16 protein-coding genes are annotated in these 14,234 nt (G+C 69.4%); 8 read left to right on the plus strand and 8 right to left on the minus strand.

The features are described from left to right. Window positions 1-102: 102 nt before the first annotated feature. Complete coding sequence (locus ACZ3HL_RS38640) at window positions 103-1,563, minus strand: peptide MFS transporter (RefSeq protein WP_465410424.1); 1,461 nt, start codon at window positions 1,561-1,563, stop codon at window positions 103-105. A gap of 208 nt (window positions 1,564-1,771) precedes the next feature. Between ACZ3HL_RS38640 and nhaA the strand changes: the two genes are divergently transcribed. From nhaA to ACZ3HL_RS38660, 4 genes are read left to right on the plus strand one after another with little or no spacing between them, the layout of a single operon-like run. After that, window positions 1,772-2,968, plus strand: coding sequence for a Na+/H+ antiporter NhaA (nhaA, locus tag ACZ3HL_RS38645; protein WP_465410423.1), 1,197 nt, complete (start codon window positions 1,772-1,774; stop codon window positions 2,966-2,968). Between the two features lie 51 nt (window positions 2,969-3,019). After that, a complete protein-coding gene (locus tag ACZ3HL_RS38650; RefSeq protein ID WP_465411191.1) occupies window positions 3,020-3,514 on the plus strand; it encodes a phage holin family protein in 495 nt (164 codons plus the stop codon). 15 nt (window positions 3,515-3,529) lie between these two features. Next, on the plus strand, window positions 3,530-4,453 hold the full coding sequence (locus ACZ3HL_RS38655; protein ID WP_465536547.1) for an alpha/beta fold hydrolase: 924 nt from the start codon (window positions 3,530-3,532) through the stop codon (window positions 4,451-4,453). Then, the gene (locus tag ACZ3HL_RS38660) at window positions 4,450-4,857 is read left to right on the plus strand and encodes a DnaJ family domain-containing protein (RefSeq protein WP_465536550.1); all 408 of its coding nucleotides are present in this window, start codon (window positions 4,450-4,452) and stop codon (window positions 4,855-4,857) included. The genes ACZ3HL_RS38655 and ACZ3HL_RS38660 overlap by 4 nt, the downstream gene beginning before the upstream one ends. On the opposite strand, the gene ACZ3HL_RS38665 is transcribed toward ACZ3HL_RS38660, so the two are convergent. Genes ACZ3HL_RS38665 through nth form a run of 4 tightly spaced genes read right to left on the minus strand, consistent with a single transcriptional unit; the run spans window position 4,850 to window position 8,021 of the window. Then, complete coding sequence (locus ACZ3HL_RS38665) at window positions 4,850-6,034, minus strand: MarP family serine protease (protein ID WP_465536552.1); 1,185 nt, start codon at window positions 6,032-6,034, stop codon at window positions 4,850-4,852. The two genes, ACZ3HL_RS38660 and ACZ3HL_RS38665, sit on opposite strands and share 8 nt — an antisense overlap. A gap of 6 nt (window positions 6,035-6,040) precedes the next feature. Beyond that, complete coding sequence (locus ACZ3HL_RS38670) at window positions 6,041-6,748, minus strand: NUDIX hydrolase (protein ID WP_465410419.1); 708 nt, start codon at window positions 6,746-6,748, stop codon at window positions 6,041-6,043. After that, on the minus strand, window positions 6,745-7,341 hold the full coding sequence (locus ACZ3HL_RS38675; RefSeq protein WP_465410418.1) for a TlpA family protein disulfide reductase: 597 nt from the start codon (window positions 7,339-7,341) through the stop codon (window positions 6,745-6,747). The genes ACZ3HL_RS38670 and ACZ3HL_RS38675 overlap by 4 nt, the downstream gene beginning before the upstream one ends. Then, a complete protein-coding gene (gene nth, locus ACZ3HL_RS38680; protein ID WP_465536639.1) occupies window positions 7,338-8,021 on the minus strand; it encodes an endonuclease III in 684 nt (227 codons plus the stop codon). Before nth ends, ACZ3HL_RS38675 begins: the two co-directional genes overlap by 4 nt. Before the next feature lie 237 nt (window positions 8,022-8,258). Between nth and ACZ3HL_RS38685 the strand changes: the two genes are divergently transcribed. The 4 genes from ACZ3HL_RS38685 (at window position 8,259) to dnaN (ending at window position 12,131) form a co-directional block, all read left to right on the plus strand. Continuing rightward, on the plus strand, window positions 8,259-8,510 hold the full coding sequence (locus ACZ3HL_RS38685) for a hypothetical protein (protein WP_005166943.1): 252 nt from the start codon (window positions 8,259-8,261) through the stop codon (window positions 8,508-8,510). Window positions 8,511-8,669: 159 nt separating this feature from the next. Next, window positions 8,670-9,344: a Crp/Fnr family transcriptional regulator gene (locus tag ACZ3HL_RS38690; protein WP_003081747.1), complete on the plus strand. Its 675-nt coding sequence runs from the start codon at window positions 8,670-8,672 to the stop codon at window positions 9,342-9,344. A gap of 450 nt (window positions 9,345-9,794) precedes the next feature. Then, a complete protein-coding gene (locus ACZ3HL_RS38695) occupies window positions 9,795-11,057 on the plus strand; it encodes an MFS transporter (protein WP_465536642.1) in 1,263 nt (420 codons plus the stop codon). Window positions 11,058-11,066: 9 nt separating this feature from the next. Beyond that, window positions 11,067-12,131 carry a DNA polymerase III subunit beta gene (gene dnaN, locus ACZ3HL_RS38700; RefSeq protein ID WP_465536554.1) on the plus strand — a complete coding sequence of 355 codons (1,065 nt, stop codon included), beginning with the start codon at window positions 11,067-11,069 and terminating at the stop codon, window positions 12,129-12,131. A gap of 240 nt (window positions 12,132-12,371) precedes the next feature. On the opposite strand, the gene ACZ3HL_RS38705 is transcribed toward dnaN, so the two are convergent. Genes ACZ3HL_RS38705 through ACZ3HL_RS38715 form a run of 3 tightly spaced genes read right to left on the minus strand, consistent with a single transcriptional unit; the run spans window position 12,372 to window position 14,199 of the window. Next, window positions 12,372-12,623, minus strand: a complete 252-nt coding sequence (locus tag ACZ3HL_RS38705) for a glutaredoxin family protein (RefSeq protein ID WP_034314716.1) — start codon at window positions 12,621-12,623, stop codon at window positions 12,372-12,374. Next, the gene (locus tag ACZ3HL_RS38710) at window positions 12,620-13,390 is read right to left on the minus strand and encodes an MBL fold metallo-hydrolase (protein WP_465536557.1); all 771 of its coding nucleotides are present in this window, start codon (window positions 13,388-13,390) and stop codon (window positions 12,620-12,622) included. Before ACZ3HL_RS38710 ends, ACZ3HL_RS38705 begins: the two co-directional genes overlap by 4 nt. Beyond that, window positions 13,387-14,199: an NUDIX hydrolase gene (locus ACZ3HL_RS38715; RefSeq protein ID WP_465410414.1), complete on the minus strand. Its 813-nt coding sequence runs from the start codon at window positions 14,197-14,199 to the stop codon at window positions 13,387-13,389. The genes ACZ3HL_RS38710 and ACZ3HL_RS38715 overlap by 4 nt, the downstream gene beginning before the upstream one ends. Between the last annotated feature and the right edge of the window lie 35 nt (window positions 14,200-14,234).

The raw sequence follows: 14,234 nt of genomic DNA on the forward strand, positions 1-14,234 counted from the left end.
GCACGAGGCGAGAAGCAGCGAAAGGGCCCTTCACCGCGTCTATGCGGTGAAGGGCCCTTTCAGCACGTTCGAGGATCGCTCGTCAGTGCGGCATGAAACGCGTCAGTGAACGCCCTTCATCAGCTTGCGGATCATCGGCGTCGCCACCAGGAGCGCGACACCGACCACGATGGCCACGCCACCGACGATGCTGAAGTACGGCGCTTCGTCGTCCACCGTGTAGAACTCGGCGAGCTTTCCGGACATCGCCGTCCCGAGCGAGATGGACAGGAAGTTCAGCGCCACCATCTGCGTCCGGAACGCCTCCGGCGCGAGTTTGGTCGACAGCGAGAGACCGACCGGCGAAAGCATCAGTTCCGCCATGGTGAACACGAACAGGATGCCGGCCAGCGCGAGCAGCGGGCTGGCGTTCTTGCCGCTGCCGACCATCGGGAGGAACAGCAGGAACGCCACGCCCATGGTGACCGTGCCGAGCACGAACTTGATCGGCGACGACGGCTGCCGCGGGCCGAGTTTCGTCCAGATCGCCGCGATCACCGGCGCGAACAGGATGATGAACACCGGGTTGATCGAGTTGACCCACGCCACCGGCATCTCCCAGCCGAAGATCGTCCGGTTCAGCCGTTCGTCGGTGTAGGCCGCGACCACGGTGAACTGCTGCTGGTACAGCGAGAAGAACGCGGCGCTCGCGATGAACATCGGGATGAACGAGTACACCCGGCTGCGTTCGTCGGAGGTGATCTTCTTGCTGCTGATGATCACCACGAAGTAGATCACCGAGATGACCGCGACGGCCCAGACGACGACGTCGACCAGGTTCGCCGGGTTGATCACGCCGAAGACCACCAGCAGCACGATCGCGGCGACACCCACCGCGGTGCCGCCGAAGACCAGCGGCCGCTGCGACGCGGGCAGCGGGTTGGGGACCTCGCCCGCCTTCTCGCCGAGGTTCTTCCGGCCGATCGTGTACTGGATCAGGCCGAGCGCCATACCGACGGCGGCGAGCCCGAAGCCGACGTGGAAGCCGATCTCGCTCTGCGCGAGGCCGGTCAGCAGCGGCCCGACGAACCCGCCGATGTTCACGCCCATGTAGAAGATCGTGAAACCGCCGTCACGACGTTCGTCGCCCGGCGCGTACAGCGTCCCGACGATGGCGGTGGCGTTGGACTTCAGCCCGCCGCTGCCGACGGCCACGCAGACGAGGCCGACGCCGATACCCGCCAGACCGGGCAGCACGGCGAGACTGATGTGGCCGATCATGATCAGGATCGCGCTGTAGAACAGCGTGCGTTCCGAGCCGAGCACCCGGTCCGCGACCCAGGCGCCGATCACCGCCGACAGGTAGACCATGCCGCCGTACGCGCCGACGATGCCGAGCGCGGAGGCCTTCGGCAGCGCCAGGCCGCCCTGGCTGACTTCGTAGTAGAGGTAGATCGGGAGGATGCCGAGCATCCCGTAGAACGAGAAACGCTCCCACATCTCGACGCCGAAGAGGTTCGCGAGCCCTCGTGGGTGCCCGAAAAACCTCGTGTCTCGCTGGACCTCGGTAGAGGTACTCACCATGCCGTCCTTAGTGAAGACATCGTTGTCGGTTTCCGGTTGACATGCTAGAAGCCCACCATGTGGAACGGACACCGACGTCCGCATGATCTCTGTGGCAGCTGTCATGAAGGCGAGATTTCCGCAGCTTGAGACGTTAAAATCGCGTCAAGGTGCGCCGGGAAGTCTGGTCGGCAACAGTATTCGTCGTTGCCGAAACCCGGAGGATGCCTTGTCCGGCCCCACCCGCCCCGCGAAAGCCGTCGCAGAGTTCGCCCGCTACCTGCGCACGGAAACGACCGGCGGGATGATCCTGCTCGGCGCCACCGCGATCGCCCTCATCTGGGCCAATTCGCCCATCGACGACATTTACCGCGCGATCCGCGATTTCCGGCTCGGCCCCGAATTCCTCCACCTGAATCTGACGATCGGCGACTGGGCGAAGGACGGCCTGCTCGCGTTGTTCTTTTTCGTCGCGGGGCTCGAACTCAAACGCGAACTCGTGGTCGGCGAACTTTCGCGGTTCAAGCAGGCGATCCTGCCGGTGGTCGCCGCGATCGGCGGCATGATCGTCCCGGCCCTGGTCGCGCTCGCGGTCGGCTGGGGGACGCCGGGCATCGAACGCGCGTGGGCCATCCCGGTCGCCACGGACATCGCGTTCGCGCTGGGTGTCCTCGCCCTGACCGCGTCGAACCTGCCGAGCAGCGCCCGCGTCTTCCTGCTCTCGCTCGCGGTGGTCGACGACCTCGGCGCGATCCTCGTCATCGCGATCCTGTTCACCGCGAAGTTCGACCTCGTCGCGGCGGGCGTCGCCGTCGTCGCGCTCGCGCTGTACGCCTACCTGCAGAAGCGCCGCGTCCGCACCGCCTGGATCTACGTGCCGCTGGCCCTGATCACCTGGGTCGCGGTGCACTCCGCCGGCATCCACGCCACCATCGCCGGCGTCGCACTCGGCCTGCTCACCCGTGTCCGCGCCGACGAGGGCGAGGAGCACGCGCCCGCGATCCGGCTCGAACACCGGTTGCAGCCGTGGTCGGCCGCGGTCGCGGTGCCGCTGTTCGCGCTGTTCGCGGCCGGGATCGCCGTGGACGCCGAATCGCTGAGCGCGGTGTTCACCACGGCGTTGCCGCTGGCCGTGCTGGTCGGCCTGGTCGGCGGGAAACTGGTCGGGATCTTCGGCGCCAGCCTGCTCGCGGTGAAGTTCAAGCTCGCGGAGAAACCCAGGGGCATGGGCTGGCGGGACATCGGCGCACTGTCGATGCTCGGCGGCGTGGGGTTCACGGTGAGCCTGCTGATCGCCGATCTCGCGCTCGATGGCGAAGCCGTGGACCAAGCCAAGATGGCGGTCTTGATCGCCTCGGCCTTCGCCTCGCTCGCGGCCGCCGCGATGCTGCTGCACCGCAGCCGCGTGCACGCGCGCGAGGATTGAGATCGCGACACTCGCCGGTCCGTCGCGCCCGTGATCGGGGCACGTGGCACGATGGCCGGTGTGAGCAGCCCCAAGCACGAACGTACCGGCCCCGACGGCGTGGGGGCCGTGCCCTACCTCCCCCTGTCGAGCGATGACGACGTGGTAGCGAGCGAGCAGTCCCTCGGGAAACTCGTCGGCGATGCCACACAACACGTCTCGACGCTGATCCGCGCCGAGGTCGAGCTGGCCAAATCCGAGGTCGTCGCGGAGGCGAAGAAGGGCCTGAAAGGCGCCATCTTCTTCCTGGTCGCGCTGGTCGTCGGGCTGTACAGCTCGTTCTTCTTCTTTTTCTTCCTCGGCGAGCTGCTGTCGGAGTGGCTGATGCGCTGGGCGGCGTTCGCGATCGTGTTCGGGCTGATGCTCGCCACGACGGCGCTCGCGGGCTTCCTCGGCTACCGCAAGGTGAAGAAGATCAAGGCGCCGGAGCGCACGATCAACAGCTTCAAGGACACCGCCGCCGCGTTCAAGCCGCGTCATGACGACGCGCCCGCGGACCGCGACTGAGAAGTCTTCGAGTCGGTGCAGGCGACACCGGATCCGTCGATCGTCCGGATCGACGGTCCGTGGACCCATCGTGACGTCTCGGCGAACGGCATCCGGCTGCACGTCGCCGAGCTCGGTGACGGGCCGATGGTCCTGCTGCTGCACGGGTTCGCCGAGTTCTGGTGGACCTGGCACCACCAGCTGACGGCGCTCGCCGACGCCGGTTTCCGCGCGGTCGCGGTCGATCTGCGCGGGTACGGCGACTCGGACAAGCCCCCGCGCGGCTACGACGCCTGGACTCTCGCCGGCGACGTCGGCGGGCTGATCAAGTCGCTCGGCGCGCGCAAGGCCCATCTCGTCGGACATGCCTGGGGCGGCATGCTCGCGTGGACGGTCGGCGCGCTGCACCCGCGGCTGGTGTCGTCGGTCAGCGTGCTGGGCGGCGCGCATCCGCTGGCGTTGCGCCGGGCCGTCCGGCGGCCGGGACAGCTGCGGGCTTCGGGACACCTGTTCCGCTTCCAGCTGCCGATGGCGCCGGAAAAATGGCTGGTCAAGGACGACGCGCTCGCCGTCGAAGAGCTCTTCCGCGCCTGGTCAGGTCCACTGTGGACGGATACTCCGGACTTCACCGAGACCGTGCGCGCGTTCCGGCAGGCGATGCTCGTCCAGGGAGTGCCGCACAGCGCGCTCGAGTACTACCGATGGGCGTTCCGCGCGCAGTTCCGCGGCGAAGGCCGCCGGTTCAGCGAAGCGCTGCAGGGCCGCTTCGCTCCGCGCGTGCTGCAACTGCACGGCGAGGAAGACCGGTGTGTCCTGCCCGAGACGGCGGCGGCGTCACGTCGCTGGGCCCCGGACGCCCGGCTCGAGCGCTGGCCCGGTATCGGGCACTTCCCGCATCTGGAGGCCCCGGAGCGCACGTCGGGCGCGCTGCTGGACTTCTTCCGTATCTTGGAAGCATGACCGAGCGCAAACCGACGGGCGTGTCGTTCGAGTCCTGGGTGGACCGGCAGATCAGCGCCGCCGAGGCGAAGGGCGAGTTCGAAGACCTCCCCGGCGCGGGGAAACCGCTCCCGAAGACGGGCGGCAAGGGCACCGCGCTGTCCTGGGTGGTGAACAAGGTCCGTACCGAAGGGCACGACGTTTCGGCGCTGCTGCCGCCGTCGCTGGCGATCGCGAAGGAACTGGACGACCTGCCGGACACCTTGGCGAAGGTGCGCCGGGAGGCACGGGTGCGGGAGATCGTCGAGGACCTGAACGAACGGATCCGCGCCGAGCACCGGCGTCCGGCAGGCGGTCCGGTGCTGCGGGCACGGCCGCTGGACGTGGACGAGGTCGTGGCCTCCTGGCGCGAAGCCGCTAGTTAGCGCAAGGCCCGGTCGACGTGTTCGCGCTCAGCGCCGGAGCCGTGTCGACCACCGGCCGCACCTGCTCCGAAGTCAGTGTGAAGCCGGTCTCCGGATCTTCGACGGCCGCGCCGAAGACGACTCCGATGACTTCGCCGTCGGGGTTGATCATCGGACCGCCCGAGTTACCGCTGCGCACCTGCCCGCGCACGGTGAAAACGTCCCGCTGCACGGTGTTCGCCTCGTAGATGTCCGGTCCGCGCAGGTTGATCCGGCCGCGCACCCTGGCGGGCGTCGCGGTGTACGGGCCGTCGAGCGGGTAGCCGAGCACGATCGCGTCGTCGCCGGCTCGCGCGACCCGCGGCGTCAACGGGAGCACAGGCGCCTGCAACCGCGGCACCGCGAGGACGGCCACATCCGCCTCGGGATCGAAGTAGACGACCCTGGCCGGGAACCTGCCCGAGGTCGACTCGATGGCGACCTCGTCGGTCCCCGCGACGACGTGCGCGTTCGTCATCACCCGCTGCGGCGCGACGACGAATCCGCTGCCCTCCAGCGCCCGCGAGCACGAAGTCGCGTTGCCGCGGATCTTCACGACACTGCGATGCACCTGTTTGACGATCGCGCTCGCCTGCAGCGCGGTGTTCGGCGGGCTGGCCTCCTCGACGTCCGGCTTCTGGAACGGGTCCACAATGGACGGGAAGCCGGACGCGTCCAGCAGTTTGCGCAGTTCGCTCGGAAAGCCCTGCGCCGCCTCGGGCATGACGTCGTTCACTTCGCCGAGCACGACCGAGCTGTTGATCGACTTGGCCAGCCCGGGCACACCCGAGACGGCCGTCAGCGGCGTCGCGATCAGCCACGCGACCACGAAGACCACGGCGGCCTGCACCACCGCGCCGAGTGTCTTGTCGACGCCGGAAAGCTTGTCCGGGTTGATCTTCTGCCGCAGCTTCCGGCCAGCCCAGACACCGAGGGTCTCGCCGAGCGCGACCAGGAACACCACGGTGGCCACCGCGAAGGCGACCTTCGCCGCCGGATGCTGGAAGAGTTCGACGACCAGCGGCGCGATCTTGATCCCGGCGAGCGCGCCGAGCACCACCCCGACCAGCGAGGGGAGGGCGATGATCACCCCCTGGAACGCGCCGGACACGCCCGCCAGCAGCGCGAGGAGGATCACCAGTACGTCGACCCAGTTCACCGGCGCCTACTCCTTCTCCGGCACTTGCCGCCCGTCGACCCGCGCCTGATGTTCGGCCAACGCTACGTCAAGCTCCCGGACGTCGCCGTGGTCCCAGTCCCGTTCCCAGCCGCCGAGCGACAACGTCATCGCCAGCAGGCCGCCCGTGAACCCCCAGACGAACATCCCGCCCACGTCGAACGCGGGCCCCTTCCAGTCGTAGCCCGCGCGTTTGACCTGGAACCGGTTGGCCGGGTCGGTGAGCTCGGCGATCGGCACCCTCGCCACCGCCGCCGTCTCGCCGGGATCGACCGCGTGCACCGGCGACGGCGTGCGCCAGTAGGCGAGCACCGGCGTCACGGCGAAGCTCGACACGGGCACGAACAGCTCCGGGAAGACCGCCACCGGCAGCACGCCCTCGGGTTCGACGCCGGTCTCCTCCTCCGCCTCGCGCAACGCGGTGCCGACCGGTCCGCCGTCGTCCGGCTCGGCGCCCCCGCCGGGGAAGCTGACCTGGCCCGCGTGCGAGCCGAGCGTGTCGGCACGGCGCTGGAGCAGGACGTCGGGCCCCTGCGGGCCCTCACCGAAGAGCATCAGAACGGACGCCGACCGGTAGGTCGCGTCCCTCGGCACGCTGAACCGGCTGAACGCGTCCGCGCCGATCTCGCCGCTGATCTTGACCAGCGGCTGCAACCAGGCGGGTACGGCGTCGGGATCCACGAGGGGGCCGGTCATGGTGTCCCTTCCACAGCGGCGCGCACCTGGTCAGTGTTCAGGAAGACGCGTGGGTTCTCGATGAGCCGGACGTCGCCACCCGCCGTGACCAGGTACGTCGCCGGAAGGGAGGAAGGGACCTTTAGTGCCGTCCGCACCGGCCCCGACTGACCGTCACCGTCGAACACGGACGGCAGCCGGACACCCAGTTCGGTGAGCAGCGCCAGCCCGTCGGCCCCGGAGCTCGCGACCTGGACGAGGAGCACGCGCGCGGCACCGGGCGACGCCGCGTACTCCTGGAGCAGCGGCAGTTCGGCGCGGCACGGCTCGCACCACGACGCCCACAGGTTGACCAGCACAGGACCGCCCGAGACCACCTTGGCGAGGTCGACCCGGGAGCCGTCGCCAAGGCACTCGACGTCGACACCGGCCAGCTTCGCCACCTCACCCGGCCCAGGCGGCGGGCAGGGCGCGAGCGCGGCCTTCGCCCGCGCGGCCGTGAGATCCCCCGACGTCTTGGCGGGCGCCTGGCCGTCACGCGTCGTGAGCAGCGCGACGATCAGGGCCACCACCAGCACGGCGGCGCCGAGGGCCAGTTTGGTGACCCTGGTCACCGGCGGGCCGCCAGTTCCAGGATGTGCTCGCGTTCTTCGCCCTTGACCAGCTTCGCGGCCTCTTCGAACCCCGTCGGGCCGATTCCGTACGAGGGGCACATCTTCGCGAGCGGGCAGGCGCCACAGGCGGGTTTGCGGGCGTGGCACACGCGACGGCCGTGGAAGATCGTCCGGTGCGAGAGGAGCGTCCACTCCTTGCGCGGGATCAGCTCGCCGACGGCGTGCTCGACCTTGACCGGGTCCTCCTCCCCGGTCCAGCCCCAGCGGCGGACCAGGCGGCCGAAATGCGTGTCGACGGTGATCCCGGGCACCCCGAAGGCGTCGCCGAGCACGACGTTGGCCGTCTTGCGGCCGACACCCGGCAGCGTGACGAGGTCCTTCAGCTTGCCGGGCACTTCGCCGTCGTAGCGCTCCACCAGTGCGGCGCCCAGGCCCATCACCGAGTTCGCCTTGGCACGGAAGAACCCCGTCGGCCGGAGGTACTCCTCGAGTTCGGCGCGGTCGGCGCCGGCGTAATCGGCGGCCGTCCGATAGCGGGCGAAGAGCGCGGGCGTGACCTGATTCACGCGGACGTCGGTGGTCTGCGCGGACAGCACGACCGCGACCAGCAATTCGAGTGGAGTGGTGAAGTCAAGCTCACAGTGCGCGTCCGGGAACTCGTCGTCGAGGCAACGCTTCATCCGCCTGGCGCGTCTCACCAATGCGAGCCGGCTTTCACCCTTGCCCCCCGCACGGGGGGCATTGGCAGGGGCAGGAGGCACCCCGATAGCCTACGGGCGCCATCGGACGAGCCAGTGGGAGCACCCGCCGGTCGACGGCCGACACGCCAGAGCACCACCTCGGCGCTTCGATCGAGGACGCCATGAGCGAGGATCTGGAGTAATGCACAACTTTTCGGAATTCCCTGGGCAGGGCTCATGACCGTCTGGTTCGTCATCCTCGTGCCACTGGTGATCATGTTCTTCGCGCTGTTCATGGAACGCGTGGAGACCAGGCTCAAGCACGTCGCGGTGCAGGAGAACGAGGTCGAGGAGTTCCTCGAGCAGGCTCAGCCCAACGAGGTCAGGGCCCTTTACGGGCACGGCATCGGGCGCGCGCTCGAGCTTTTCCGGCTGCGCAGGCTCGGCGGGAAGGCGGCCAGGCTTCGCGCGCGACGCGTGCGGAGTTAGGCTCCACGTTCGAGCGAGATCGTTCCAGGCCGCCCGCGCGTTCGGCGTGCCGACGAGCGATCTCGCGCGCACGACCTAGACTGACGCGAAAAGTGATCGACGACACGGTCCTCGGCAGAACGAGGATCGACGTCGTATCTCGATGAGGAGGCACCCGAGGTGGACGAAACCCTGGCCCGAGCGGGCATTTTCCAGGGTGTTGAGCCGGCAGCCGCCGAGGCGCTGGCACAGACCTTGGAATCCGTGGAGTTCCCTCGCGGGCATGTCATCTTCAACGAGGGTGAACCCGGCGACAAGCTTTACATCATCCAGTCCGGCAAGGTGAAGATCGGCCGCAAGTCACCCGACGGCCGCGAGAACCTGCTGGGCATCTTCGGCCCGTCCGACATGTTCGGCGAGCTGTCCATTTTCGACCCCGGCCCGCGGACGTCCAGCGCGACGACCGTGACCGAGGTCCGCGCGGTGACGATGGACCGCCCGGCGCTGCGGCAGTGGATCTCCACCCGCCCGGAGATCGCCGAGCAGTTACTGCGGGTGGTCGCCCGTAGGCTGCGCCGGACGAACAACATGGTCGCCGAGCTGATCTTCACCGACGTCCCCGGCCGCGTGGCGCGTGCGCTGCTGCAGCTGGCGCAGCGCTTCGGCAGCCAGGAGGCCGGCCTGCTGCGGGTCACGCACGACCTGACGCAGGAAGAGATCGCCCAGTACGTCGGCGCTTCGCGCGAGACCGTCAACAAGGCTCTCGCCGACTTCGCGCACCGCGGCTGGCTGCGGCTCGAAGGCAAGAGCGTCCTGATCCTGGACCCGGAGCGCCTGGCCCGCCGCGCCCGTTGATTTCAAGTACGTGAAGGCCCCCTCATTGCGTCTAGCGCAATGGAGGGGGCCTTCACGTACTTGCGCTGAACACAACGAAGAGCCGGGCGCCACCCCCGACGTGGCGCACCGGCTCTTCGCTGTGCGCGGACCATCCCCCGACGATCCGCGCTCCCCGCCCTCCGGAAACAAGGCCCCGACCCGTACGCCGGAGGGAGCTGGAGACTGTGTGATTGTCGTACAACCATCCACGGCCATCGGCCGTGAACTCAAGCTCTTTCACTCTCAAGGACGCCAAACGCGTCGATTTGTTGCCCCGAATGACCCAGAATCGCCTGACTGTTACCTGATCGTGATGAACCTGGGCACTTCAAGCCCCGTAGTACCCGGATCCGGTGGTGACCAAACTTACCGCCGCGGAACTGGTACTCGCGTACCAAAGTGTTCATACTGGTACGCGTGTCCCAGTCTGTGTCCGCTTCCACCGAGAGCCACCGCACCTCCCTCGCCGACTACCGGGCCGCGCTGACCGCGCCCGGATCCCGCGGGGCGGTGATCGCGTCCCTGCTCGCCCGCCTGCCGATCGCGATGATCGGCATCTCCGCGCTGCTCTACGTCCAGCGCGAGACGGGCTCCTTCGCCGCGGCCGGACTGGTGTCGGCCGGGTCGCTGGTGGGCGTCTCCGTGGGCGCGGTCGTCCAGGGACGGCTCATCGACCGCTTCGGGCCGACAAGGCCGCTGCTGACCACCACGGTGCTTTTCGCATTGGCGATGACCGGGCTGGTGTTCGCGATCGAGGCGCACGCGCCGACCCTCGTGCTCGTCCCGCTGGCCTTCGGCACCGGGATCACGGAACCGATGGTCGGTTCGGCCTCGCGCGCGCTGTGGACACGGCTGCTGCCCGCCGGGCCGACGCGGAACGCCGCGTTCTCCTACGAGGCGATCAGCATGGAGGTCTTCTTCATCCTCGGTCCCGGGTTCGCGGGCCTGCTGATCGCCGCGCCGTGGGCGGGCACCGGCATCGTGACCGGCTCGCTGACCATGATCGCGGGCGCCGTGCTGTTCGCACTGAGCCCGACCGTGCGCGCCTGGGGGCCGTCGCCTTCGACGGGCGGCAAACTGCTCGGCGCGCTGGCCAGCCCCGGGATGCGCACGCTCGCGGTCGCCGCGCTGGGCTTCGGCGCCGTGATCGGGTTCGTCGAGGTCGCCGTCCCGGCGGCCGCCACCGAGGCGGGGAACACCTCCATCGGCGGCCTGCTGCTCTCGGCCTGGTCGGTCAGCTCGGTCGCGTTCGGGGTCGCGTACAGCCTGCGCCCGTGGCCGCGTCAGATGGGCCTGCGGTTGCCGGTGCTGCTGGCCGGATTCGGCGCGCTGGTGGCGCTGCTCGCGCTGCCCGGCTCGCTCTGGGGTCTCGCGCTCGCCATGCTCGCCGCGGGCGCGCTCATCACGCCCCAGTCGACGACGCACTCGGCGGCCATCGAGATCGCCGCGCCGAAGGGCACGGCGGCCGAGGCGTTCGGCTGGGTGCTCACCGCGGTGACCCTCGGTCTCGCGTTCGGGCAGTCGATCAGCGGCTATCTCGTCGAGCACGCCGGACACGAAGCGGCGTTCCTCGCCGCCGGCGGTGTCGGGTTCGCGCTCGCCGCGGTGGTTTGGCTGCTGCGCGGCACTTTCCGCCCTCAGCCGGCCGGAGCCGTCACCGAAGCGCCCGAACTTGTCGGTGCCGCCCGCTAACTTGCGGGCATGGACCTGACCGCCGCCACCCGCTCCCTCTCGTCCGCCGTCTCCGCCGCCGCCCGGCTGTTGTCGGCCCGCTCCGCCCTGCTCCTGCGCGCCGGGAAGGACGGGCTGACCGTCGGCGGCAGCGACAGCGAGCGGGCGGTCCTCCTGACCAGTGACGCCATGGTCCACACCGACGGCGAGGTCCTCGTCCCCGCCGGGCCGCTCGCGGAAACGCTGCGCATGCTCGATGACGACCTGGTGCGCCTGGTCGTCGAGGGTTCGCGGCTGGCCGTGCGAGTGGAGGGTGGGCGGTACGCGCTTCCCCTGCTGAGCCGCGAGCTGAACCTGCCGGACATGCCGCCGAAGGTGTCCGAAGTGGACGGTCACGCACTGTCGGCCGCGTTGCGCACGGTCGCGGGCACGGCGGCGAAGGACGACGCGCTGCCGATGTTCACCGGCGTCCGCGTGCAGAGCTTCAGCCGCGAGCTGCGGCTGACCGCGTCGGACCGGTACCGGATGGCCGTGGCCACCCTGCCCCTGCGGTCCGAAGGCGAGCCGATCGACGCGCTCGTTCCGGCGGGCCTGCTCGCGGAGACGGCGAAGCAGGCGCGCGGCACCGTCGGCCTGCACGGCGACCAGACCCGCTTCGGGCTCAGCTGGGCAGGCGTCACCGTCACCACCGCCGTACTCGACGCGGGATTCCTGTCGGAGAAGCTGATCGAGTCGTCCACTGTGGACACGGCGGTCGAGGTCGCCGCCGACGCGCTGGCCGCCGCCGTGCGCCGGGTGGGCGTCTACGCGGACGATCGCCGGGTGCTGACGCTGGAGGTCGGCGATTCGCACCTTCGGCTGGCCGGCTCGAAACAGGACACCGGGGAGGCCGAGGAGACCTTGAAGGCCGAAGTCTCGGGCGGCCGGACGTCACCTTCGTTCCAGGCGCGCTACCTGCTGGACGCGCTGCAGGGTTTCGCCGGGGAACGGGTGCGGCTCGATATCCAGCCCGGGATGCGGGCCTGCGTCATCCGGGCGGTGGAGCCGGGCGATGTGGAGCTGACGTACTACGTGATGCCGATGCTGGCGCGCTGACGCCGGCTCCACGCCTCGGCTCGGGGAGTGTCGCGAAAGCCACTTTCGCAACGTTGAAGGTTGCGAAAGTGGCTTTCGCAACGTGGTAGCGACGAGGCGCGCCGGAAAGAGGACAGCACCCTTCATCAGAGTGTCGCGAAAGCCACTTTCGCGACGTCTGATGTCCCGAAAGTGGCTTTCGCAACCACCGGTCTCGGCGCCCCGATACGACGCGTCACCCGGTCCGAACGCACTGGCGACTCAGGCGGAAGCGGCCTTCACGGCGGCCTCGATCTCACCGAACGAAGGGTTCACCATCGCCTTGGATCCCACGAAGACCGTCGGCACGACCTCGTTCCCGTTCGCCACGGAACGCACCCGCGCGGCGGCGTCCGGGTCCTCCCAGATGTTGACCCGCTTCACCTTGAAGCCGCTCTTCGACAGCGGCCGTTCCAGCGCGGCGCAGAACCCGCACCCGGGGCGCCAGTAGAACTCGACCTCGACGTCACTCATTCGCCGTCCTCCGACCTCAGATAGTCCAATTGTGCCTGCACGCTCCATTCGGCGGGCGCCCACAAAGCCTTGTCGACGTCGGCGTAGACGACCTCGACCACCTGGCGCGGGGTGGCGTCCGCGCCGAGTTTCTCCAGTGCCGAACGCACCTGGTCGAGCCGTTCTTCCCGGTGCGCCAGGTATTCGCGCGCGGTCGCGGCCAGGTCGGGCAGCTCGGGGCCGTGCCCCGGCAGGCCGATGGTGCCGCCGGGCAGGCCGATGAGTTTCCGCAGCGAGCGCAGGTAGTCACCGAGGTCGTGCAGCACGGTGGTGCCGCGGCCGAGGATGGTGTCTCCGGTCAGGATCTGCCCGTCGGACACCAGGCAGATCGAGTCGCCGGTGTGGCCGGGCGTGTGCAGCACCGACAGCCGGACGCCGCCAGCCTCGATCACCTCACCGTCCACAAGGGACTTCCCGCCGACGCAGAGCGACTCGTCGAAGGCCCGCACCGGGGCGCCGGCGCGCTCGGCGAACCAGGGCGCGCCCTCGGCGTGGTCGGGGTGGTGGTGGGTCAGGACGATCAGTTCGACGGCGCCGGTCTCCGCCAGCAGCGTCAGATGCTCGACGTCCTCGTGCCCGGGGTCGACGATCACGGAGCCGGCCGCGCCCGGTCCGCGCAGGACCCAGGAATTGGTGCCCTCCAACGTCATCGACGACGGATTGTGCTCGAGCAGCACGGAAGCGGTCGGCGTGATCCGGCGCAGCACGCCGTACGCGGGGGCGCTCACGCCGGATCCAGGACGACGCGGACCTTGTCGCCGTCACGCACCAGCGTCGGCATGATCTTCGAGATCTCGCGTTCGACGGCCTGTGCCGCGGCCGCCGAGCCGAACTCGCCCAGTTCCGCGAGTGTCATCCAGGTCGGTGGCATGAGCATGCGGCGCCCTTCCTTGGCATCGGCGATGGCCTCCTCGGGCCGCTGCCAGCCGGAACTGACGGCCTCGGAGGTGGCGCCGTCCGCCTCCTGCCCCTCGGGCAGCACGGCGACGAAGAAGCAGGTGTCGTAGCGGCGTGGTTCCTGCGGCGGGGTGACCCAGTTCGCCCACGGGCGCAGGAGATCCGCGCGCAGCGTCAGGCCGTTCGCTTCGAGGAACGCGGCGAGCGAGAGTTCGCGGGAGACCAGCTTCGCGCGGGCGTCGTGGTAGGGCGTCGTATCGGTGACGACGGCGTCCCCGACGCTCGCGAGCAGCACGCCCGACTCCTCGAACGTCTCCCGCACGGCCGCGCACACCAGGGCGCGGGCGAGCGATTCGTCGCAGCCGAAGCGTTCCGCCCACCACGCCGGCCCGGGGCCCGCCCAGCTGACGGAGGTGTCGACATCGCGGGAATCCACGCCGCCACCGGGGAAGACGGTCATCCCGCCCGCGAACGGCATGCCCTTCACCCGGTGCTGCAGGAAGACCTCGACGCCGTCGGCGCCGTCCCTGAGGAGGATCACGGTCGCCGCGTCCTTGGGCGTCACCGGTTCGCCGTCGGCGTTGGCGCGGGTACCCACCCCGGCCCCCACCGGGATGTCGAATGTCAGTTCTTCAGCCACACCAGCAACCTAACATCGCGTTTCGTCCTCTGGTT

The organism is Amycolatopsis sp. NPDC000009 (assembly GCF_055563465.1).

Coding starts and splice junctions, on each gene's coding strand:
- ACZ3HL_RS38705 (WP_034314716.1), bottom strand. CDS start 12,623: ATGAGTGACGTCGAGGTCGAGTTCTACTGGCGCCCCGGGTGCGGGTTC.
- ACZ3HL_RS38660 (WP_465536550.1), top strand. CDS start 4,450: ATGACCGAGCGCAAACCGACGGGCGTGTCGTTCGAGTCCTGGGTGGAC.
- ACZ3HL_RS38685 (WP_005166943.1), top strand. CDS start 8,259: ATGACCGTCTGGTTCGTCATCCTCGTGCCACTGGTGATCATGTTCTTC.
- ACZ3HL_RS38640 (WP_465410424.1), bottom strand. CDS start 1,563: ATGGTGAGTACCTCTACCGAGGTCCAGCGAGACACGAGGTTTTTCGGG.
- ACZ3HL_RS38670 (WP_465410419.1), bottom strand. CDS start 6,748: ATGACCGGCCCCCTCGTGGATCCCGACGCCGTACCCGCCTGGTTGCAG.
- dnaN (WP_465536554.1), top strand. CDS start 11,067: ATGGACCTGACCGCCGCCACCCGCTCCCTCTCGTCCGCCGTCTCCGCC.
- ACZ3HL_RS38650 (WP_465411191.1), top strand. CDS start 3,020: ATGGCCGGTGTGAGCAGCCCCAAGCACGAACGTACCGGCCCCGACGGC.
- nth (WP_465536639.1), bottom strand. CDS start 8,021: ATGAAGCGTTGCCTCGACGACGAGTTCCCGGACGCGCACTGTGAGCTT.